We start from the raw sequence: 20,948 nt of genomic DNA on the forward strand, positions 1-20,948 counted from the left end.
ATGGTCACAGCAACGCTCACCTTGCGGATCGACGATCCGACGGCGCCCTATGTCGCCGACTTGCTCACCCATCACCTTTCCGAGCTGGCCTCGGTCATGGGCGAGCATGCCTTCGCGCTCGATTCCAGCGGCCTTTCGGCGCCGGAAGTGACCTTCTGGACAGCCTGGCGCGGGGACCTGCTTGCCGGTTTCGCCGCGCTCAAAGATCTGGGAGACGGCGAAGGCGAAGTAAAATCGATGCGCGCCGCCCCCGAAGCGCGGGGCACCGGCGTCGGGCGTGCCCTGCTCGATCATGTGGTCTCCGAAGCCCGTGCGCGTGGCTATGCGCGGCTCTATCTGGAAACCGGCACGGCAGAGCTGCACCAACCGGCCATCGCGCTCTACCGCAAGGGCGGCTTCACCTCGTGCCCGCCTTTCGCAGACTACGCAGAAAGCCCCCATAACCAGTTCATGGTGCTTGATTTTATCTCAGCGTGATGTCTCCACATCGGGCGCCACGCCGGGACTTTCCGCGTCACCCACGATACGATTGAGACGGCTGAGCATCGACGCGGCGTAAGCGGCATAAGGCCCGATCCAGCGCTCGTGAATCGCGTGGATCGGCAGGGCGTCGAGGTGGTTCCACCGCTCTCGCCCGCGCCGCTCGACGATCAGCACCCCGGCCTGCTCCAGCACTTTCAGATGCTGCATCACTGTGCAGCGATCGAGTTCCGGCATCAGCGCGCACAGTTCGCCTGTCGTGCAGGCGCGCTCCTTCAGCACGTCCAGCATGCGCCTCCGCACCCGGTGCCCAAGCGCCTTGAACAGCGCGTCGTCTTGATCGTCGGTTGACATGTTACAAAATCATAACATAATCGGATCGACCTGCAAGGGAGTCGAACCATGACGCCGAAGTTCACTGTCGGGGGCCGGATCGCAAAGCCTGTTGGCGAGGTTTTCGAAGCCGTCGCGAACCCTGACTCGCTGTCCGAATTCTTCACCACCGGCGGCGCGAAAGGCCGGCTGGAGACGGGTGCCGTCGTCACCTGGGATTTTCACGATTTCCCCGGCGCCTTCCCCGTCCATGTGGTCGAAGTCGAGAAGGACAAGCGCATCGTCCTGCGCTGGGATGGCGACAAGAGCGCGGTCCCAGCAGATGCCGACGGCACACACCGGACACTCGTGACCATGACGTTCGAAGCGCTCGACGACGGCCGCACGCGCGTCCAGATCGCCGAGGAAGGCTGGCTGGACACGCCGGAGGGGATCAAGGCCTCCTACGGCAATTGCGAAGGCTGGACCGGGATGCTGGCAGCGATGAAAGCGTGGCTGGAACACGGGATAAACTTGCGCGAAGGCTTCTATAAATAACGACACATCCGCAGCGCCCCGGAACCCGCAGACCCCAAACCACCTTCCAATCCCGCTCAGCCTGAGCCTGTCGAAGGCCCCGCAGACAAGCACTACCACCCCTTGCCTCCCCCACCTCGCGATCTAAAAGCGTGGGGCATGAACACGATATCCCCCCCTCGCATCCCCATTCTGGTCGCAGCCCTGCTCGCCGCCGCCTCGCACCCTGCCCTCGCCAAGGAGGCCATCGATCCCGCACGGATCGTTGCCGATGTGAAAACGCTCTCCTCCGACACGTTCGAGGGCCGCGCGCCCGGCACCGTGGGCGAGGAGCGGACCATCGGCTACCTGATCGCGCGCTTCCAGGACCTCGGCCTCCAGCCTGCCGGGCCTGATGGACAGTGGGTCCAGAACGTACCGCTGCTGCACACCCGGCTGGCCGCGCCCCGCACGCTCGCCTTTACCAGCCCCAAGGGCACGATGCCGGTCGAGGTGGCGAAAGACATCTACATCTCCACCGTGCGCCCGGACGACACGGCCCGGATCGCCGGCGCGCCGGTGGTCTTCGTCGGCTACGGCGTGAACGCGCCCGAACGCGGCTGGGACGATTTCAAGGGCGCCGACCTCAAAGGCAAGGTCGTGGTCTTCCTCATCAACGATCCCGATTTCCACGCCGCCAGCGGCGAGCCGGTCGCCGGCAAGTTCGGCGGCCGGACGATGACCTATTACGGCCGCTGGACCTACAAGTTCGAAGAAGCCGCGCGGCAAGGCGCAATCGGCGCGCTGATCGTCCACGAGACCGAAGGCGCGGGCTATGGCTGGAACGTCGTCACCAGCCCGGGCGGCGAGAACTACGACATCGTGCGCGCGCCGGGCAAGCTCACCAGCCTGGCCTTGCAAGGCTGGCTCTCGGGCGATGCGGCAACCCGGCTGTTCGCTTCGGCCGGACTGGACCTTGCAAAACTCTCCACCGCCGCCCGGCGGGCCGACTTCAAGCCCGTGGAACTCAAGGGCGTGGCGTTCGATGCCGATGTGCCGGTGAACCACGAACAGGTCATGAGCCACAACGTGCTGGCCCAGATCCCCGGCACCACGCGCAAGGACGAAGTGGTGATGTTCGGCGCCCACTGGGACGCTTATGGCAAGGGCGCTCCGGACGCGCAGGGCCGCATCTACCGCGCGGGCGCCAATGACGACGGGATCGGCATCGCCGCGCTCTTCGACATTGCCCGGGTCATGAAGGCGGAGACGCCGCCGCAGCGCTCGGTCGTTTTCGCCGCGTGGACGGCGGAGGAGCGCGGGCTGCTCGGCTCCGAATTCTACGCTGCCAATCCGGTGTTCCCGATGGAGAAGACCGTCGCCAACCTCGCCATCGATGTGCTCCAGACGGCGGGCGCCGCGAACGACGTGACGCTGATCGGCAAGGGCCAGGACACGCTGGAGGACGACATGGCCCGCGTCGCCGCTGCACAAGGCCGCCGCGTGACACCCGAGGGCCTGCCCGAGCGTGGGCTGTTCTATCGGGCCGATCACTTCTCCTTCGCCAAGCGCGGCGTGCCGGTGATGCTGCTGATGGGCATCGCGGGCGCGGCGGACCTCAAGGACAGCGGCGTCAAGGCGGGTCAGGCGTGGATCGATGCCTATACTGGCCAGTGCTATCATCAGGCCTGCGACATGTGGTCGCCGGACTGGAACATGGACGGCGCGGTGCAGGATATCGAACTGATCCGCACGATCGGTACCGACCTCGCCAATTCGTCCCGGTGGCCGCAGTGGAAGCCGGGTTCGGAATTCAAGGCAGCACGGGACAAGTCGGAAGCGGCGCGCAAGTAAGCGCCTCGCCCTTAACACAGTGGGCGGCGACCTAAGGGGGCTACACGGGCCGCACGTGATTACCGCCCACCGTTTCCCACCCTCGTCATTGCGAGCGGCGAAGCCGCGCGGCAATCCAGAGTAGGCGCAAACCGCTCTGGATTGCTTCGCTCCGCTCGCAATGACGAACGACGGTGGAGGAACGACGGACTACGGACGGCGGGCGCTGGCTCAGGTCCAGTGGATCAGCAAGGCGGCAAGCGCGTGAAACACCACCGCGCCGCCTACCAGCCATCCAGCCAGCTTGATGGCTCTGGCCGCGCTCTCGTCGCGGGCCTGAGAGACGGGCGCTTCCATCCTCGCGGCAGCGGCGCGCAGGAAACGGGGCGCCTCTTCAGCCACGCGGGAGAATTCCAGCAGCGCGGCTTCGAGTTTATCCGGCTCGGTCAGCCGCGACAGCCGCGAGGCGACAAGCTTGCCGCGCATCCGGCCCAGCGCGTCCGAAAGGTCAAAGTCCGGCGCGATGCCCGCCAGCACGCCGTCCATCGTCACCATCGCCTTGAAGATCAGTACGAGGTCAGGCGGCAGCACCAGCCCCTCCTGCCGCAGCAGCGGGAAGAAATCCGCCACCATCGCATTGAGCACCAGCTTGCCAGTACCGTGCCGCGAGACGAGGCGCTCGGAGGCCCGCAGCAACGTCTCGCGCGGGATATCGCCCCCTTCGGACCATGCCACCAGCATGTCGGCCACGCCGCGCGGATCGCCGCTGCGCAGCGCGAGAATGAAAGTCAGGAATTCGTGCTGTCTTCGCGGGCTGACGAAACCGACCGAGCCAAGGTCCAGCAAGGCCAGCCCATCGTCTCCCGGTTGTTTCGGCGGTATGCACAGCAGGTTGCCGGGATGCGGATCGGCGTGGAAGCGCCCGTTGACCAGCACCATCTCCAGTACCAGTTCCGCCCCCAGCAAGGCGATGCGCGAAGGATCGATCCCGGCGGCCTTGAGTGCCGCCGGGTCGCGTGGGGGAATGCCCTCGACATAGTCCATGACGAGCACTTGCTCGCCGGTCCATTCCCAGTGGATGCGGGGCACGATGACATGTTCCAGCGAGGCGAGATCGGCGCGCAGCAGGTCTGCATTGCGACCTTCGTTGGCGAAATCCAGCTCATCCAGGATCTCGCGGCCCAGCTGTTCGATCATCGCCGTCGGCCGCATCCGCCGCACTGCGCCGCTACGCGCCTCGGCCAATGCCGCGAGGTGGCGCATGAGCCGGAGGTCCGCCTCCATCCGCGCGCGAATGCCGGGGCGGCGGATCTTGACCACGACTTCTGTGCCGTCCTGCAACCGGGCGCGGTGGACTTGCGCGATCGAGGCCGCCGCGAGCGGTTCGGTATCGAAGGCGGCGAAGGCCGTCTCGGGCGTTTCACCCAGTGCAGCTTCCACTTCGGCGCGCAACTGCTCGAACGGCAGGCGCGGGGCGTCGCTCTGCAATTGCTCGAAGGCGGCGATCCATGGGTCAGGCAGCAGATCCCGCCGGGTGGCGAGGATCTGGCCGAGCTTGACGTAAGTCGGCCCCAGCGCCTCCAGCGCGCGGCGCGTGCGTGTCGGCAGGTCGCGGGCTTCCACGCCCTCGCGGCTGTCGCTCTCACCCAGCCCCAGCCGGACCGCCAGTGATTCCAGCCCGAAGCGCGCAATCACGGCAGAGACTTCGGCCATCCGCCCCCGGTCGCGCGTGGCCACCGCGATCGACTTGAACATGCGCGCACTCCTTCAGCCGTGGACAACCTGCCGGACGCGCCCCCGGTTCCGGCGACCCGCCCGCAGTCAGCGCCGGAACGATTGGACACGGCGACGCCCATAAAGCTAGGAATTTCAAATGAGCGGCAGTTTAACGGGCGCGCGGGGGCCCGCATTCGCATTGACAGTCACGCTGGCCGTGGCGCTATCGGCCTGCGGCGGCGGGACAAAGTTCCGCGCGGTCAGCGACGTTCCGGTGCGCGTCGGCGCGCCCTACAAAGTGCGCGGCGTCACCTATACGCCCGCGACCCAGCCCGATTACGACGTGCTCGGCTATGCCACGTGGTACGGCAACGAATCCGGCAACAAAGCCGCCAATGGCGAACGCTTCCGCCCGGACTGGATCACGGCCGCACACAAGACGCTGCCACTGCCCAGCTATGTCGAAGTGACTTCGCTCGACACCGGCCGCCGCATCGTGGTGCGCGTCAACGACCGGGGGCCTTTTGGCGAGAGCGCCCGGGTGATAGACCTGTCACGTGGCGCCGCAGAAGCCCTTGGCATTCGCGGCAAGGGCAAGGCGGCCGTCCGCGTGCGCGTGGTCGAACCACCGGAAAAGGACCGCGCCGCCCTGCGCAAGGGCAAGGCGGCGCAGGAACTCCCGCCAGTCAGTCCGACGACGCTGGCGAACCTGCAATCCCAGTTCGATCGCGGCGTCGGCACCCGCTGAGGACCGGCTCAACCGCGAGGGCGGTCACGCCATCTCGCGCTCGGCGTAAGCTTCCTCTTCCTTGCCGATCAGCAGATTGGCAAGGAACCAATATGCCTCACCCCAGGCCGCGAGCACTTCGTCGGTAGCCGCATCGCCCAGCACGTCACGGATCGCGGGGAGCAGCGCTTCGGCCACGAGCGGGTAGTGTTCTGCCTTCACCCCGGTCTCGACGTGGCGATGGACCATGCGGGCCACGGCGCCATCCAGCTTCTGCAACTTGTCGACATTCTGCGCATAGCCAAGGATCGCGGCGGCAAGGCGGCGCGGCTGCTCACCCGATTGCTGTGCGGCCTGGTCGAACATCGCCCGCACTTCCTCATTCACGAAAAGCCGTTCGTACATACGCGTGGTGATCTCCACGCCATGTTCCTGAAGCGCCGGCGCGGTGGCCTTGACGATGGCGACGGTCCGTTCGCCGAGAGGAGCAGTCATATCGAGTCGCCCTTTTAAAGATGCAAACTGAATGCATCTATACGTCGATCGGAAAAGATGTAAACCAGAAGCATCAATTTACGGAGACCGCGATTGCGCCTGACTGCGCACACCGATTACGCCCTGCGCATCCTGCTTCACGCCGCCATGGACCGGGATCACCTGCTCTCGATCGCGCAAGTGGCTGAAGCCCACGAGATCTCGCGCAATCATGCGATGAAGGTGGTGAACCTGTTGGGGAACGCGGGCTTGCTGGAGACGGTGCGCGGGCGCGGCGGTGGGTTTCGGCTCGGCCGCCCGGCGAGCGAAATCACGCTGGGCGAAGTCGTGCGCCTGACCGAGCCCAACCTGCAACCGGCCGATTGCGACAATTGCCTGCTGAAGGGGGCCTGCGGGCTCACCGGCCTGCTCCGCAATGCCGTGGGCGCGTTTCTGGCCGAACTGGACCGCTCCACGCTGGCCGACGCCGCCGCGGGTACGCGCCTGCCACTGCCGCTGTTTTCTGCGACCTGAATCCGAGCCCAGAATCTGGTGACCTGATTTCCTTGGCCTAACTCTTTTGACCTGACTCCTTCCTCGGATTCGCTGTCCCAAAGTGGGAACCTAGTCGCCGCTTCGGCGTTGCTGGGCGTGAGAGGAGATACATTATGAACATTGGGGCCGAACTTCCTTACCGCCGCAGCCGCTTTGCCCGCCGCACCGGCTCGCTGATCTTCGATCGCCAGCTTGAGGATCGCGTGCGCGCACACGACGAAGGCCGCGAGCAACCCATGCAGATCTGGTCGAACGGTCGCTTCCGGTCGAACTGACCGGGCCGGAAATCCCCCCGCCGGCAAACTCGCCTCTTCACAGAGGCATGGCGCGACCGTCGAGGCGCCGGAGCGTAACATGGTTGCGCTCCGGCGTCATTGCGCTTGGCGATAACGAAAGCCCGTAAGCCCGCTTGCGCAATGCGCCGGAATGGTGCGTGTGAGCGCTTGCCTGTGGCGGATTTCTGCGCTTCAACCCATGGCTTCCACCACCTGCGGCGCCCTCACCGGCGCCAGGGGAGCCGGCTTCATGCACACGCTCCCCCGGATGCCGGCTCATCTTTCAGGGTTGCCGCCGCCAGGAGAAATGACCGATGAAGACCCGGCTCATGGCCGCTGCTGCCCCCCTCGTGCTGGGCACCGGCCTGCTTGGAGGCATGCCGATGACCGCTCTTGCCAAGGATGCCAAGGCCAGCGCGGCGCCCGCCGCTGCAACCGCCTATGCCGGGCCGTTTGCCCAACCCAGCACGCTGCAATTCCAGGCGCCGAACTTCCCCCTCTACAAGGACACCGACTGGCAGCCCGCGATCGAGGCCGGCATTGCCGCCAAGCGCGCCGAAATCAAGGCGATCGCCGCCAACCCGGCCAAGCCGACCTTCGAGAACACCGTGGTCGCCATGGAGCGCGCGGGCAGCATGTTCGACCGGGTCTACAACGTGTTCAGCCAACTCACGTCGGCCAACACCAATGACACGCTCGACGCTGCCGACACGGCCGTGAGCCCGCAGATCTCCGCGCTCAACGACGATATCTACCTCAACGCCGCGCTGTTCGCCCGCGTCAAGGCCGTGCACGACAGCGCGGAAGGCAAGGCGCTGACCGGCGAAGACGCGATGCTGCTCGCCACGACGTACGACAAGTTCGTCAATCGCGGCGCCCTGCTCTCACCCGCGCAAAAGGTCGAACTCAAGAAGATCAACCTTGAGATCGCCACCCTTGAGACCAAGTTCTCGCAGACGCTGACCGCCGGCACTGCCGCCCATGCGGTGGTGTTCGACAACGCCGCCCAGCTCAAGGGCATGAGCGATTCCGACATCGCCGCCGCCGCCAAGCGTGCCGCCGATCAGGGCAAGCCCGGCAAGTACCTGATCCCGCTGCTCAACTTCACGCAGCAGCCGGTTCTGACCCAGCTCGAAAACCGCGACAGCCGCAAGCAGGTGTTCGAGACGAGCATCAACCGCACCTCCTCGGGCGACCAGTACGACACCACCGGCATCGTCACCCAGATCGCGGTGGCACGCGCCAAGAAGGCCCAACTGCTCGGCAAGCCGGACTTCGCGACGCTCCAGATGTACAACCGCATGATCAAGTCGCCGCAGAAGGCGATGGACTTCATGAATGGCTTCGTCCCCGCCCTGCGCGCCACGCAGGACCGCGAGGCTGCGCTGCTGTCCGAAGCCGCCAAGGCCGACGGCGTGACCGACGCGCTCCAGCCCTGGGACTGGAGCTACTATGCCGAGAAGGTCCGCAAGGCGAAGTACGACCTCGATGAAACGGCAATCAAGCCCTACTTCGAAGTCTGGAACGTGCTGGAAAACGGCGTGTTCTACGCCGCCACGCAGACTTACGGGATCACCTTCAAGCGCCGCACCGACCTGCCGGTCTATCACCCGACGATGCGCGTCTACGAAGTCTTCGACAAGGACGGCTCGTCGCTGGCGCTGTTCTATTACGATCCCTTCGCGCGTGCCAACAAGAAGGGCGGCGCGTGGATGAACAACTTCGTTGACCAGTCCTTCGTCAACGGGACCAAGCCCGTGGTGGCCAACACCCTGAACATCGACCCGCCCGCCGATGGCCAGCCCCCGCTTGCCACGTGGGACGATGTGACGACGATGTTCCACGAATTCGGCCACGCGCTGCACGGCTTCTTCGCCAGCCAGAAGTACGCCTCGCTCTCGGGCAGCAATACCGCCACGGACTTCGTGGAGTTCCCCAGCCAATTCAACGAGAACTTCGCGACCGTGCCGCAAGTGCTCCAGAACTTCGCCAAGCACTATCAGACCGGCGCGCCGATGCCGGCGGACCTGCTCACGAAGATCAAGGCGGCGCGCAAGTTCAACCAGAGCCTTGCGCTGGGCGAAACGCTCACCGGCGCGATGCTCGACTTGCGCTGGCACACGCTGAGCCCCGAAGCCGCCGCGCAGCCGCCAATGGCTTTCGAAGCCAAGGCGCTGGCCGAAACGGGCCTGCGGACGGACCTTATCCCGCCGCGCTACCGGACGCCGTACTTCCGCCATATCTGGGACAACGGCTATGCGGCGGGCTACTACTCGTACATCTGGACCGAAGTGCTTGCGCATGACGGCTGGGCCTGGGTGGAGCAGAACGGCGGCATGACCCGCGCCAATGGCGACCACATCCGCGCCACGTTCCTCGGTCAGGGCCACTCGAAGGAACTGGGCGAGATGTTCCGCAACTTCACCGGCCATGACCCGAGCGTCCAGCCGATGCTCGAAGCGCGCGGCCTTACGCAGCCCGCGAAGTAAGACAGACAGGGATCATGCAGGGGGCCTTGCGGCTTCCTGCATGTCCGAAACGCCGGCGCTCGATTGGGCGCAGAAGGAGTGGCGAATGGGCCGGCCTAACGGTCCGTTCGCCACTCCTTCATCTTTTCCCGTCAGATCGTACCGCTCCGGGACAGTCGCGAGCGCGCGCATGCGCTGTCCGCGCTGAACCGCTAGGACGACCGCGTGACCGAAATCCCCTTCCCTGCCGCACTCACCCAGATGGAGCCGCGCCCGCGTGACTTCACGGGGAAGTTCGCGCGCGGCGGGCGACGTCATGCCCGGCGGCGGCTACGGCGACGCTGGGCGCTTGGGGCCGGGGCGCTGGCGGCCGTCGCCCTGCCCGCCGTGGCCGAACCCGGCAATTGGGATCGCTTTACTATAGCCGATGCCCGTAGTGGTGATGGCGCCGTGCTGCCGATGCCCTTCGAGCAGCCGGGCAGCAGCTTCCCGGGCTCTGCTTATTATTACCTCCAGCCAGAACCGGCCGTGGAGACGGACGACGCCAGTGCAGCCCTTCCCGCCGATCCATCCGGACCGGTAGCCCGCGCGTTTCGTTTCGTCGGGACCGAACTCGACCGGGCCCGCGCGCAGCAGTGCATGACCATGGCGATCTATTACGAGGCCGCGACCGAGCCCGATGCCGGCCAGCGCGCGGTGGCGCAAGTCGTGCTCAACCGCCTTGCGCATCCCGCCTATCCCAAGACCGTGTGCGGCGTCGTGTTTCAGGGGTCGGAACGGCCGACCGGCTGCCAGTTCACCTTCGCCTGCGACGGATCGCTGGCCCGTGCGCCGCAGCGCTTTTTCTGGGACCGCGCCGCCGCCGTCGCCCGCGCCGCGCTGGCCGGTTATGTCTACGCGCCCGTGGGCCTCGCGACGCATTATCATACGATCCAGATCAATCCCTACTGGGCGCCAACGCTGCATTATCTCACCACGATCGGCGCGCACCGGTTCTACAGTTTCGAAGGCGCCGCAGGTGCGCCTGCCGCGTTCCGCCTTGCCTATCTCGGCGGCGAGCCGATGGCCGCGCCGCGCCCACGCGACTTGTCCGCCGCCAGTGCCATGGCCGATGCCGCGCTGGACCCGGTCGCGCTGCAACGCGCCTTCGCTACGGCGCCGACTGCGCCTCCACCGGCCGAGAGCGACGCCGCTCCTGCGCCTTCACCGGCCCCACGCTATACGCAAGACGTGCGCGGACGCGGCGGCGATGCCATTTACCGCGCGCAGGGCCTGCCGGAGGCGCAGGGCATCCGTCCTGAATATGCCAATTCCGGCAAGTGGATCGCCGCCCCAGGCACCTGATAAAGGTCTTTCCTTAGTTAATCTGAACACTCTGGAAACCATAGCCCCTCACGAAGACTTAGCGGGCTCCGTGGCAATAGAAGGCCCTACGACAATCACAAAAAGGGCCTGCGACGATGACCATTCGCTTTTCCGCTGCACGGGGCGGGATGACGCCGGTTATCAAGCGCATGCGCTGTGCCTGGGCGCCGCTCGACGCCGCGAACGACAACGACCCGAAACGTCGCGGCACTTTCGCCTCAGGCCCGCTTCTCCCTTCCGCCGCCAACCAGAACGGCCATGACCAGCGGATGCTGACCGAGGCCTTGCGCCACTTCGCGGTCTACGGCCTGTCCGCCGCGCGGCATGCCCGCGCCAATGCCGAGGAAGCCCGGCTCCACGGTGACGAGAAGGCCTGCAACTGGTGGGTGGCAATCTGCCGCCAGCTTGACCGCCGCATGGCCGAAGCGCTCGCACGCAAGATCGCCAACGGCGCCTGACCTCGTTTCCCCATCGAAATCCATAAAAGAGGCGCGGGTCGAAGGGCCCGCGTCTCTTTCGTTTCATCCCTTGTATTGCCGCCTCAATCGCGACAACGCGCCTTGCCGGCGCGCCGACTCGCATCGTCCGTTCTTGCCAGTGCCATTTTGCTGCGGGAGAATCCGGGCAACGCAAGGCTGCCACAGGCTTGCGAATTGCGCGGTTGCTTTTGCGCCGAGCGGTTGGCCGGATGCGATTCCGGGCCCAGTTTCCCGCGCTTCCGACCCCTCTATTGCAATTGCGAACTATTATCAGTAAAATCTTCGTCGCCATGCCGATGCAAGGCGGTTTCCCGGTTGCAATGTCGGATCGAGGGGCGTAACGCGCCCTTCGTTGAACCCGGCACCTGCCTTCAGCGGGACGAAAGCAGGCCGCCTTATAGTCCGTCGATCCCGCCTTGTGGGAAGGACAAGCACGCATCATGGCTCGTAAGAAGATTGCCCTCATCGGCGCCGGCAACATCGGCGGCACCCTCGCGCACCTCGCCGCGCAGAAGGAACTGGGCGATATCGTCCTCTTCGACGTCGCAGAAGGCCTGCCGCAGGGCAAGGCGCTCGATCTGTCGCAGTGCGGTCCGGTTGAAGGCTTCGACGCCAAGATCACCGGCACCAACGACTATGCAGACATCGCCGGCGCAGACGTCATCATCGTCACTGCCGGTGTTGCCCGTAAGCCCGGCATGAGCCGCGACGACCTGCTCGGCATCAACCTCAAGGTGATGAAGTCGGTCGGCGAAGGCATCGCCGCCAACGCACCCGACGCATTCGTGATCTGCATCACCAACCCGCTCGACGCGATGGTCTGGGCGCTGCGCGAATTCTCGGGCCTGCCCCATAACAAGGTCGTCGGCATGGCCGGCGTGCTTGACTCGGCTCGCTTCTCGACCTTCCTGGCCTGGGAATTCGGCGTTTCGGTCCGCGACGTGACCTCGTTCGTGCTCGGCGGCCACGGTGATACCATGGTGCCTGTGGTCGAATATTCGACGGTCAAGGGCATCCCGGTTCCCGACCTCATCAAGATGGGCAAGTCCACGCAGGAGCGTATCGACGCCATCGTCAAGCGCACCGCCAACGGCGGCGGCGAAGTGGTTGCCCTGCTCAAGACCGGCTCGGCCTTCTACGCACCTGCCGCTTCGGCGATCGCCATGGCTGAATCGTACCTGGGCGACCAGAAGCGCGTTCTGCCCTGCGCCGCACACCTTGAAGGCCAGTATGGCGTCGACAACCTTTATGTCGGCGTGCCCGTCGTGATCGGCGCCGGCGGCGTCGAGCAGGTCATCGAAATCGAACTGAACGAAAAGGCGAAGGCCGGTCTTCAGGTCTCGATCGATGCGGTCAAGGAACTGCTGGTCGCCTGCAAGGCGATCGACGGCTCGCTGGCCTGATCCGAAATACCGCCCGAAGGCTCCCGGCACCCTGCCGGTAGAGCCTTCGGGCGGTCCGGATATTTTCAGGGCCGTTGATTTTACGACTTGGACGGTTGCACTTCGCAGAATTTGCGCCATGGCGCTTCCCAAGCCGCACTTCGGCCTACCCCAGGAACAGGAATTAGGATTCCCCTATGTCCATTCTCGTCGACAAGAACACCAAGGTCATTACCCAGGGTATGACCGGTGCCACCGGCACCTTCCACACCGAGCAGGCCCTTGCGTATGGCACGCAGATGGTCGCCGGCGTGACCCCGGGCAAGGGCGGCACGACCCACATCGGTCTGCCGAACTACAACACCGTTGCTGAAGCCAAGGCCGCCACGGGCGCCTCGGCCACCTGCATCTACGTTCCGCCGCCGTTCGCCGCCGATTCGATCCTCGAAGCGATCGACGCCGAGATGGAACTGATCGTCGCGATCACCGAAGGTATCCCGGTTCTCGACATGGTCCGCGTGAAGCGCGCCCTCTCGGGCTCGAAGTCGCGCCTGATCGGTCCGAACTGCCCCGGCGTCCTGACCCCCGGCGAATGCAAGATCGGCATCATGCCCGGCAGCATCTTCTCCAAGGGTTCGGTGGGCGTTGTTTCGCGCTCGGGCACGCTTACCTATGAAGCCGTGTTCCAGACCACCAACGCCGGCCTCGGCCAGACCACGGCCGTCGGCATCGGCGGTGACCCGGTCAACGGCACCAACTTCATCGACGTCCTGGAACTGTTCCTGGCCGACGAAGCGACCAAGTCGATCATCATGATCGGCGAAATCGGCGGCAGCGCCGAAGAAGAAGCGGCGCAGTTCCTCAAGGACGAAGCCAAGCGTGGCCGCAAGAAGCCGATGGTTGGCTTCATCGCCGGCCGCACGGCTCCTCCGGGCCGCCGCATGGGCCACGCCGGCGCGATCGTGTCGGGCGGCCAGGGCGGCGCCGAGGACAAGATCGCGGCGATGGAAGAAGCGGGCATCCGCGTCTCCCCCTCGCCCTCGCTGCTTGGCGAGACGCTGGTCGAGGTTCTCAAAGAACTGGCGTAACCAGTTTTGCCCGTGGCGGCAGCCCATTGCCGCCGCCACGGGTCTATAAATAACCGGTGCGATTTGACGCCGGATGATATGCGAAGAACCGGGAATTCCTCCCCGGATTCCGGCTTCGCGCAGATTATGCTCGGTAGCGCCGGGAATCCCCTCCCGACGCCACATGAAGGTGATTCCCATGGGCGACGAGAGTTTCGACTTCACCCCCGGCTCGGCTGACAATGGCGCCCTCGACGGCCCTCAGGCCGGACCCAGCTGGCAGCGCAAGAACTGGCCCCTCGTCGGCGCCGAGTTCGAGGACGACCTGACGCAGGGCCTCGACCCCGCGGCGCTGAAGGTCCAGATCGAGAAGGCCGCCGCCAAGGGTGGTCCGAAGATCGACCAGTCCCGCATAGACGAAGCGGCGGCCGATGCCATCCGCGCCATGATGCTGATCCGCACATATCGCGTGCGCGGTCACCTGGCGGCGGAACTCGACCCGCTTGGTCTTAACCAGCGCCAGCTTCCGGCTGACCTGACCCCCGAATACCACGGCTTCGTGGGCGCTGCGCAGGACCGTCCGGTCTACGTCGGCGGCGCGCTGGGCCTTGAGTGGACGACCGTTCGCGAGATCGTGCAGATCCTGCGCGCCAACTATTGCGGCAAGGTCGGCCTCGAATACATGCACATCTCCGATGTCGAGGAGCGCCGCTTCCTCCAGGAGCGCATGGAAGGCGCCGACAAGGAAATCGAGTTCACCGTCGAAGGCAAGAAGGCGATCCTTCAGGCCGTCGTCCGCGGTGAGCAGTACGAGAAGTTCCTCGGCAAGAAGTACGTCGGCACGAAGCGCTTCGGCCTCGACGGCGGCGAAGCCATGATCCCGGCGCTGGAAGCCGTGATCAAGTACGGCGGCACGCTGGGCGTGAAGGAAATCGTGTACGGCATGGCCCACCGCGGCCGCCTGAACGTGCTCGCCAACGTCCTCGCCAAGCCCTACAAGGTGATCTTCCACGAATTCTCGGGCGGCACTGCCAACCCGGAAGACGTCGGCGGCTCGGGCGACGTGAAGTATCACCTCGGCACTTCGGCCGACCGTGAGTTCGACGGCATCAAGGTCCACATGAGCCTGATGCCCAACCCGTCGCACCTCGAAACCGTCGATCCGGTCGTGCTCGGCAAGGTCCGCGCCTACCAGACGATCGCGGACGACATCGGCGACGACGTCGGCCCCGGCGCCAAGCACAAGCAGGTGCTGCCGGTCCTCATCCACGGTGACGCGGCCTTCGCCGGCCAGGGCATCATCTGGGAGTGCTTCGGCCTCTCGGGCGTGAAGGGCTACAACACCGGCGGTTGCATCCACTTCATCATCAACAACCAGATCGGCTTCACGACGAGCCCGCAGTTCGCGCGCAACTCGCCGTACCCGTCGGACGTGGCGAAGGGCGTTCAGGCGCCGATCCTGCACGTCAACGGTGACGATCCGGCTGCGGTGACCTTCGCGTGCAAGCTGGCGATCGACTATCGCCAGACCTTCGGCCGCGACATCGTGATCGACATGTGGTGCTATCGCCGCTTCGGCCACAACGAAGGCGACGAGCCCGGCTTCACGCAGCCGCTGATGTACGCGCAGATCCGCCAGCACCCGCCGGTCAGCCAGATCTATGCCGAGCGCCTGAAGAAGGAAGGCGTCATCGACGACGCGTTCCTGCCGCAGACCGAGGCCGCGTTCACGCAGCATCTGGAAGAGCAGTTCGAGGCCGCCAAGACCTACAAGGCCAACCAGGCCGACTGGTTTGCCGGTCAGTGGAGCGGCTTCCACAAGCCTGCCGATCCCGAAACCGCGCGTCGCAACGTCGAAACCGGCATCGAGAACAAGCTGTTCGACAGCCTCGGCCGCGTGCTGACCACTGTTCCTGAGGACCTCACCGTCCACAAGACGCTGGCCCGCGTGATCGCCGCCAAGGACGAGATGTTCAAGTCGGGCGACGGCTTCGACTGGGCCACGGCGGAAGCACTCGCTTTCGGCAGCCTCGTCACCGAAGGCTACAGCGTGCGTCTGTCCGGTCAGGACTGCGAACGCGGCACCTTCTCGCAGCGTCACGCCGTCTGGGTCGACCAGAAGGACGAGCACAAGTACACGCCACTGAAGACCCTGCCCCACGGCAGCTTCGAGGTGCTGAACTCGACGCTTTCGGAATATGGCGTGCTCGGCTTCGAGTACGGCTATGCCAGCGCCGATCCGAAGACCCTGGTGCTGTGGGAAGCGCAGTTCGGCGACTTCGCCAACGGCGCGCAGATCATCATCGACCAGTACGTCGCCTCGGCCGAGTCCAAGTGGCTGCGCGCCAACGGCCTCGTCATGCTCCTGCCCCATGGCTACGAAGGCCAGGGTCCGGAGCACTCGTCGGCCCGTCTGGAGCGTTACCTGCAGCTCTGTGCGCAGGATAACATCCAGGTCTGCAACATCACGACGCCCGCGAACTACTTCCACGTTCTGCGCCGTCAGATGCACCGTCCGTTCCGCAAGCCTCTGGTCATCATGACGCCGAAGTCGCTTCTGCGTCATCCGCTGGCCAAGTCGCTCGCTTCGGAATTCCTCGGTGACGGCCACTTCCGCCGCCTGCTCTCGGATCCCAATGCTCCGAGCGACGCGGCGACGAAGAAGGTCATCCTGTGCTCGGGCAAGGTCTTCTACGACATCCTCGAAGCCCGCGATGCCGCCGAAATCGACGACACGCAGATCATCCGCATGGAACAGCTCTATCCCTTCCCGGGCGAGCCGCTGACCAAGCGCCTGTCGCGCATGCCGAATCTCGAAGAGATCGTCTGGTGCCAGGAAGAACCGCAGAACAACGGTTCCTGGTTCTTCGTCGAATCGCAGATCGAAGCTGCCGCCAAGGAAGCCGGTGTCGCCCAGCCGCGTCCCCGTTATGCCGGCCGCAACGCCTCGGCCTCGCCGGCCACCGGTCTCGCCAAGCGCCACGTCGCCGAACAGGCCGCGCTGGTTGCCGATGCGCTGCACCTCTCCGTACGTTCCGAACTCCGCCGCAAGCAGAAGGCTTGAGATAAATCATGACCACCGAAGTCAAGGTCCCCGTCCTTGGGGAATCCGTCGCCGAGGCCACCATCGGCCAGTGGCTGAAGCAGCCCGGCGAAGCGGTTGCCGCTGACGAACCCATCGCCAGCCTGGAGACCGACAAGGTCGCCATCGACGTCATGGCGCCGCACGCCGGCGTCATGGGCCAGCAGCTTGTCAAGGAAGGCGACACCGTCGTCGTCGGCGCGCTGATCGCCACGATCGAAGCCGGTTCGGGCGCCGCTGCGGCCCCCGCCGCCGCTGCCGCCCCGGCTGCATCTGCGCCGGCTCCTGCCCCGGCGGCCGCTGCCGTCGCCCCTGCTGCGGCTCCCGCAGCGGACGACGCTGCCGCCGGTTCGTCGGTGCTGTCGCCGGCCGTGCGCCGCGCGATCCTGGAACACGGCATCGATCCGGCCACTATCAAGGGCACCGGCAAGGACGGCCGCATCACCAAGGACGACGTCCTTGAAGCGGCCAAGAACAAGCCGGCTTCGGCGCCCGCCGCCTCGGTCCCCGCTGCCGCTGCCCCGGCCGCGCGCAACGAGGAACGTGTCAAGATGACGCGTCTGCGCCAGACGATCGCCAAGCGCCTGAAGTCCGCGCAGGACAACGCTGCGCTTCTCACCACCTTCAACGACGTCGACATGTCGGCCGTCATCGAAGCGCGCGAGAAGTACAAGGACGTGTTCCAGAAGAAGCACGGCATCAAGCTCGGCTTCATGTCGTTCTTCGCCAAGGCTTCGGTCCTGGCGCTCAAGGACATCCCGGCCGTCAACGCGCAGATCGACGGTGACGAGATCGTCTACCACGACTACGTCGACATCTCGATCGCCGTCTCGGCCCCGAACGGCCTCGTCGTTCCGGTCGTGAAGGACTGCGACAAGCTGGGCTTCGCCGGCATCGAGAAGGCCATTGCCGATTTCGGCAAGAAGGCCAAAGAAGGCACGCTGACCATGGCCGACATGGCCGGCGGCACCTTCACCATCTCGAACGGCGGCGTGTTCGGCGGTCTGATGTCGACCCCGATCATCAACCCCCCGCAGTCGGCCGTGCTCGGCCTGCACCGCATCGAGGACCGCCCGGTCGTGCGCAACGGTGAGATCGTGATCCGCCCGATGATGTACATCGCGCTGTCCTACGACCACCGCATCATCGACGGCCGCGAGGCAGTCACCGCGCTCAAGACGATCAAGGAAGCGATCGAGGATCCCACGCGTCTCCTCATCGACCTCTGAGGGTCCAATGCCGCGCGGCATCCTTCGACAAGCTCGCAGATGAGCGGATGTCGCGCGGTAGTTACTTGAAGTTAGAACAATTCCCGCTCAGGCTGAGCTTGTCGAAGCCCCTTAGCGCGACGGAGGCCTAAACAATGGCTGATTACGATTACGACGTCCTTGTCATCGGTGCCGGCCCCGGCGGCTATGTCGCAGCGATCCGCGCCGCGCAGCTCGGTCTGAAGACCGCCTGCGCCGAAGGCCGCGAGACGCTGGGCGGTACCTGCCTCAACGTCGGCTGCATCCCCTCCAAGGCCCTGCTCCACGCTTCGGAATACTTCGAAGCGGCGAAGGAAGGCGGCTCGATGGCCAAGATGGGCATCAAGGTCACGCCCGAACTGGACCTCGACACCATGCAAGGCCAGCGCCTTGACGCGGTGAAAGGCCTGACCGGCGGCATCGAATTCCTGTTCAAGAAGAACAAGATCGACTGGCTGAAGGGCTACGCCCAGTTCAAGGACGCGCACAGCGTTGAGGTTGCCGGCAAGACCGTCACCGCCAAGAACATCGTGATCGCCACCGGTTCCTCGGTCACCCCGCTTCCGGGCGTGGAAATCGACAACGCCGGCGGCGTGGTCGTGGACTCGACCGGCGCGCTGGAACTGGCCTCGGTGCCCAAGAAGATGGTCGTCATCGGTGGCGGCGTGATCGGTCTTGAACTCGGTTCGGTCTGGCGTCGTCTCGGCGCGGAAGTCACCGTCGTCGAATTCCTCGACCAGCTGCTCCCCGGCATGGACCTCGACGTCCGCAAGGAAGCCGCCAAGATCTTCAAGAAGCAGGGCATGACGCTCAAGCTCTCGACCAAGGTCACCGGTGTTTCGGTTGAAGGCAAGGCTGCCAAGGTCACCGTCGAGCCCGCCGCTGGCGGCGCTGCCGAAACGATCGACGCTGATGTCGTGCTCGTCGCCATTGGGCGCAAGCCGAACACCGATGGCCTCGGCCTCGCAAACATCGGCCTCGAACTCAACCAGCGCGGCCAGATCGAGACCGACCACGACTTCGGCACCAAGGTCGACGGCGTCTGGGCCATCGGCGACGTGATCCCCGGCCCGATGCTCGCGCACAAAGCCGAGGACGAAGGCATCGCCGTTGCCGAAAACATCGCGGGCCTGACCGGCATCGTGAACCACGACGTGATCCCCGGCGTGGTCTACACGCAGCCGGAAATCGCCGGCGTCGGCCTGACCGAAGAAGCCGCCAAGGCTCGCGGTGCAGTCAAGGTCGGCAAGTTCCCGATGCTCGCCAACTCGCGCGCCAAGACCAACCATGAGCCCGACGGCTTCGTGAAGGTGATCGCGGACGCCGAAACCGACCGCGTTCTCGGCGTGTGGTGCATCGCCTCGGTGGCGGGCACGATGATCGCCCAGGCCGCGCAGGCCATGGAATTCGGCGCGACGTCGGAAGATATCGCCTACACCTGCCACGCCCACCCGACCCACTCGGAAGCGATCAAGGAAGCGGCCATGGCCGTGCAGGGCAAGCCGATCCACATCTGATCGGCTCCGCCTTGAAGGCATAGAAAAGGCCGGTGGCGCTGATGCGCTACCGGCCTTTTTCTTTGGCAATGCGAACCGATCAGCTCTGCAAATCGTACTGCTTCAGCAGATCGTACAGCGTCGGCCGACTGATCCCCAGCATCTTGGCGGTGCTGGAAATATTGCCCTCGCTCCGGGCCAGCGCATGACGGATGACCTTGCGATCGGCCTGCTCGCGCGCGGTCTTGAGGTTGAGGGCATTGGCCACTTGCTCGTCAGGCTCGGCAAGATCGAGATCGACGGCGGAGACGAGCTTCTCGTCCGCCATGATAACGGCGCGCTTCACCCGGTTCTCCAGCTCGCGCACATTGCCCGGCCAATGCCAGGCATCGATGGCCGCCAGCGCATCGGCGGAAAAGCCCCGCACGCGCGGGTTCATTTCCTTGGCGTAGCGATTGAGGAACGCCTTCGCGAGCAAGGTCGCGTCGCCCGGCCGCTCGGCAAGGCTGGGGATCTTCACGACGATCTCGGCGAGCCGATAGAACAAGTCCTCGCGGAACCGCCCATCGGCGATCATCGCTTCCAGATCCTGATGCGTAGCGCAGACGATGCGCGTATCGACGGGGATCGACTCCCGCGAACCCACGCGCTCGATCACGCGCTCCTGAAGGAAGCGCAGCAGCTTCACCTGAAGCTGGAGCGGAATATCGCCCACTTCGTCGAGGAACAGCGTACCGCCGCCCGCCTGTTCGATCTTGCCGGGTGTGGTCTTCACGGCGCCGGTGAAGGCGCCCTTCTCGTGCCCGAACAACTCGCTTTCCAGCAGGTTCTCAGGGATCGCGGCGCAGTTGATCGCCACGAATTCACCCTTGGCGCGCCCGCTTGCCTCATGCAGCCCGCGCGCCAGCAGTTCCTTGCCGGTACCCGACGCGCCGAGCAGCATCACCGAGACATTGGTGTTGGCCACACGCTCGATCGTCCGCGCGACGCGCACCATTTCCGGCGCTGCGGTGATCATGCGGCCGAGAACCTTGTCGTCCTTCTCCACCTTGGAGGCCAGACGACGGTTCTCGTCCTCAAGTCGATGCAACTGAAGCGCACGGCGCACGATCAGCCCCAGCGCATCGATATCGACCGGCTTCTTGTAGAAGTCGTAAGCGCCGCGCGCGATGGCCTGAAGCGCGGATTCCCGCGCGCCATGCCCCGAGGCGACAATCACCTTGGTATCGGGCTTCAACGCCATGATCTCGTCGAGCACGGCAAAGCCCTCGGTCACGCCGTCGGGATCGGGCGGCAGGCCGAGGTCGAGCGTCACCACATCGGGCATTTCCGAACGCAGCAGCGCCATGGCCTGCGCGCGGTCGCCCGCGATCAGGACCTCGAAATCCTCGTAAGCCCACTTGAGCTGGGCCTGAAGCCCGGCATCGTCCTCTACGACAAGCAGCTTCGGCAGCGCCTTGGAAGTTTCTGTCAT

The 20,948-nt window shown here is 65.3% G+C and carries 18 protein-coding genes; 14 read left to right on the forward strand and 4 right to left on the reverse strand.

Features of this window, described 5'->3' with window-relative positions; genetic code table 11:
* Positions 1-477, forward strand: coding sequence for a GNAT family N-acetyltransferase (locus EDF56_RS04615; RefSeq protein WP_243652378.1), 477 nt, complete (start codon positions 1-3; stop codon positions 475-477).
* Here the strand turns inward: EDF56_RS04615 and EDF56_RS04620 are convergent.
* Positions 469-834 carry a metalloregulator ArsR/SmtB family transcription factor gene (locus EDF56_RS04620; RefSeq protein WP_132385509.1) on the reverse strand — a complete coding sequence of 122 codons (366 nt, stop codon included), beginning with the start codon at positions 832-834 and terminating at the stop codon, positions 469-471. The genes EDF56_RS04615 and EDF56_RS04620 overlap by 9 nt on opposite strands.
* 48 nt (positions 835-882) lie before the next feature.
* On the opposite strand from EDF56_RS04620, the gene EDF56_RS04625 reads away from it, so the two are divergent.
* Both EDF56_RS04625 and EDF56_RS04630 read left to right on the forward strand, forming a co-directional pair.
* Complete coding sequence (locus tag EDF56_RS04625; protein ID WP_132385510.1) at positions 883-1,350, forward strand: SRPBCC family protein; 468 nt, start codon at positions 883-885, stop codon at positions 1,348-1,350.
* A 138-nt stretch (positions 1,351-1,488) separates the two neighbouring features.
* The gene (locus EDF56_RS04630) at positions 1,489-3,162 is read left to right on the forward strand and encodes a M28 family metallopeptidase (protein WP_132385511.1); all 1,674 of its coding nucleotides are present in this window, start codon (positions 1,489-1,491) and stop codon (positions 3,160-3,162) included.
* Between the two features lie 210 nt (positions 3,163-3,372).
* Here the strand turns inward: EDF56_RS04630 and EDF56_RS04635 are convergent, their stop codons facing one another.
* A complete protein-coding gene (locus EDF56_RS04635) occupies positions 3,373-4,896 on the reverse strand; it encodes an AarF/UbiB family protein (RefSeq protein WP_132385512.1) in 1,524 nt (507 codons plus the stop codon).
* 118 nt (positions 4,897-5,014) lie between these two features.
* Between EDF56_RS04635 and EDF56_RS04640 the strand changes: the two genes are divergently transcribed.
* On the forward strand, positions 5,015-5,605 hold the full coding sequence (locus EDF56_RS04640) for a septal ring lytic transglycosylase RlpA family protein (RefSeq protein WP_132385513.1): 591 nt from the start codon (positions 5,015-5,017) through the stop codon (positions 5,603-5,605).
* Positions 5,606-5,629: 24 nt separating this feature from the next.
* On the opposite strand, the gene EDF56_RS04645 is transcribed toward EDF56_RS04640, so the two are convergent.
* Entirely contained in the window at positions 5,630-6,079 is a 450-nt protein-coding gene (locus EDF56_RS04645; protein WP_132385514.1) for a globin domain-containing protein, read from the reverse strand.
* Between the two features lie 93 nt (positions 6,080-6,172).
* Between EDF56_RS04645 and EDF56_RS04650 the strand changes: the two genes are divergently transcribed.
* The 10 genes from EDF56_RS04650 to lpdA all read left to right on the forward strand — a co-directional run bounded on the left by EDF56_RS04650 (position 6,173) and on the right by lpdA (position 19,495).
* The gene (locus EDF56_RS04650) at positions 6,173-6,592 is read left to right on the forward strand and encodes an Rrf2 family transcriptional regulator (protein WP_132385515.1); all 420 of its coding nucleotides are present in this window, start codon (positions 6,173-6,175) and stop codon (positions 6,590-6,592) included.
* 134 nt (positions 6,593-6,726) lie between these two features.
* Positions 6,727-6,888: a hypothetical protein gene (locus EDF56_RS25840; protein WP_165912071.1), complete on the forward strand. Its 162-nt coding sequence runs from the start codon at positions 6,727-6,729 to the stop codon at positions 6,886-6,888.
* A 314-nt stretch (positions 6,889-7,202) separates the two neighbouring features.
* Complete coding sequence (locus EDF56_RS04655) at positions 7,203-9,377, forward strand: M3 family metallopeptidase (RefSeq protein ID WP_243652379.1); 2,175 nt, start codon at positions 7,203-7,205, stop codon at positions 9,375-9,377.
* A 204-nt stretch (positions 9,378-9,581) separates the two neighbouring features.
* Positions 9,582-10,700 (forward strand): cell wall hydrolase, encoded by a 1,119-nt coding sequence (locus tag EDF56_RS04660; RefSeq protein ID WP_243652380.1) that lies wholly within the window; start codon positions 9,582-9,584, stop codon positions 10,698-10,700.
* Positions 10,701-10,816: 116 nt separating this feature from the next.
* On the forward strand, positions 10,817-11,179 hold the full coding sequence (locus tag EDF56_RS04665; RefSeq protein WP_132385516.1) for a hypothetical protein: 363 nt from the start codon (positions 10,817-10,819) through the stop codon (positions 11,177-11,179).
* A 461-nt stretch (positions 11,180-11,640) separates the two neighbouring features.
* The gene (gene mdh / locus EDF56_RS04670) at positions 11,641-12,603 is read left to right on the forward strand and encodes a malate dehydrogenase (protein WP_132385517.1); all 963 of its coding nucleotides are present in this window, start codon (positions 11,641-11,643) and stop codon (positions 12,601-12,603) included.
* A gap of 176 nt (positions 12,604-12,779) precedes the next feature.
* Positions 12,780-13,670, forward strand: a complete 891-nt coding sequence (sucD, locus tag EDF56_RS04675; protein ID WP_132385518.1) for a succinate--CoA ligase subunit alpha — start codon at positions 12,780-12,782, stop codon at positions 13,668-13,670.
* Positions 13,671-13,848: 178 nt separating this feature from the next.
* On the forward strand, positions 13,849-16,713 hold the full coding sequence (locus tag EDF56_RS04680) for a 2-oxoglutarate dehydrogenase E1 component (RefSeq protein WP_132385519.1): 2,865 nt from the start codon (positions 13,849-13,851) through the stop codon (positions 16,711-16,713).
* Positions 16,714-16,721: 8 nt separating this feature from the next.
* A complete protein-coding gene (gene odhB, locus EDF56_RS04685; RefSeq protein WP_132385520.1) occupies positions 16,722-17,960 on the forward strand; it encodes a 2-oxoglutarate dehydrogenase complex dihydrolipoyllysine-residue succinyltransferase in 1,239 nt (412 codons plus the stop codon).
* Positions 17,961-18,094: 134 nt separating this feature from the next.
* A complete protein-coding gene (gene lpdA, locus EDF56_RS04690; RefSeq protein WP_132385521.1) occupies positions 18,095-19,495 on the forward strand; it encodes a dihydrolipoyl dehydrogenase in 1,401 nt (466 codons plus the stop codon).
* Between the two features lie 79 nt (positions 19,496-19,574).
* Here lpdA and prsR read toward each other — a convergent pair whose 3' ends face one another.
* Complete coding sequence (gene prsR, locus EDF56_RS04695) at positions 19,575-20,948, reverse strand: PEP-CTERM-box response regulator transcription factor (RefSeq protein ID WP_132385522.1); 1,374 nt, start codon at positions 20,946-20,948, stop codon at positions 19,575-19,577.

The organism is Novosphingobium sp. PhB165 (genome assembly GCF_004341845.1).
Taxonomy (GTDB): domain Bacteria; phylum Pseudomonadota; class Alphaproteobacteria; order Sphingomonadales; family Sphingomonadaceae; genus Novosphingobium.

Excerpts from the sequence above, each read along its gene's own strand:
- prsR (WP_132385522.1), bottom strand. The coding sequence starts at position 20,948 with ATGACAGAAACTTCCAAGGCGCTGCCGAAGCTGCTTGTCGTAGAGGAC.
- mdh (WP_132385517.1), top strand. The coding sequence starts at position 11,641 with ATGGCTCGTAAGAAGATTGCCCTCATCGGCGCCGGCAACATCGGCGGC.
- EDF56_RS04630 (WP_132385511.1), top strand. The coding sequence starts at position 1,489 with ATGAACACGATATCCCCCCCTCGCATCCCCATTCTGGTCGCAGCCCTG.
- EDF56_RS04645 (WP_132385514.1), bottom strand. The coding sequence starts at position 6,079 with ATGACTGCTCCTCTCGGCGAACGGACCGTCGCCATCGTCAAGGCCACC.
- EDF56_RS04640 (WP_132385513.1), top strand. The coding sequence starts at position 5,015 with ATGAGCGGCAGTTTAACGGGCGCGCGGGGGCCCGCATTCGCATTGACA.
- EDF56_RS25840 (WP_165912071.1), top strand. The coding sequence starts at position 6,727 with ATGAACATTGGGGCCGAACTTCCTTACCGCCGCAGCCGCTTTGCCCGC.
- lpdA (WP_132385521.1), top strand. The coding sequence starts at position 18,095 with ATGGCTGATTACGATTACGACGTCCTTGTCATCGGTGCCGGCCCCGGC.
- EDF56_RS04625 (WP_132385510.1), top strand. The coding sequence starts at position 883 with ATGACGCCGAAGTTCACTGTCGGGGGCCGGATCGCAAAGCCTGTTGGC.
- EDF56_RS04635 (WP_132385512.1), bottom strand. The coding sequence starts at position 4,896 with ATGTTCAAGTCGATCGCGGTGGCCACGCGCGACCGGGGGCGGATGGCC.
- sucD (WP_132385518.1), top strand. The coding sequence starts at position 12,780 with ATGTCCATTCTCGTCGACAAGAACACCAAGGTCATTACCCAGGGTATG.
- EDF56_RS04620 (WP_132385509.1), bottom strand. The coding sequence starts at position 834 with ATGTCAACCGACGATCAAGACGACGCGCTGTTCAAGGCGCTTGGGCAC.
- EDF56_RS04665 (WP_132385516.1), top strand. The coding sequence starts at position 10,817 with ATGACCATTCGCTTTTCCGCTGCACGGGGCGGGATGACGCCGGTTATC.
- EDF56_RS04655 (WP_243652379.1), top strand. The coding sequence starts at position 7,203 with ATGAAGACCCGGCTCATGGCCGCTGCTGCCCCCCTCGTGCTGGGCACC.
- EDF56_RS04680 (WP_132385519.1), top strand. The coding sequence starts at position 13,849 with ATGGGCGACGAGAGTTTCGACTTCACCCCCGGCTCGGCTGACAATGGC.
- EDF56_RS04615 (WP_243652378.1), top strand. The coding sequence starts at position 1 with ATGGTCACAGCAACGCTCACCTTGCGGATCGACGATCCGACGGCGCCC.
- odhB (WP_132385520.1), top strand. The coding sequence starts at position 16,722 with ATGACCACCGAAGTCAAGGTCCCCGTCCTTGGGGAATCCGTCGCCGAG.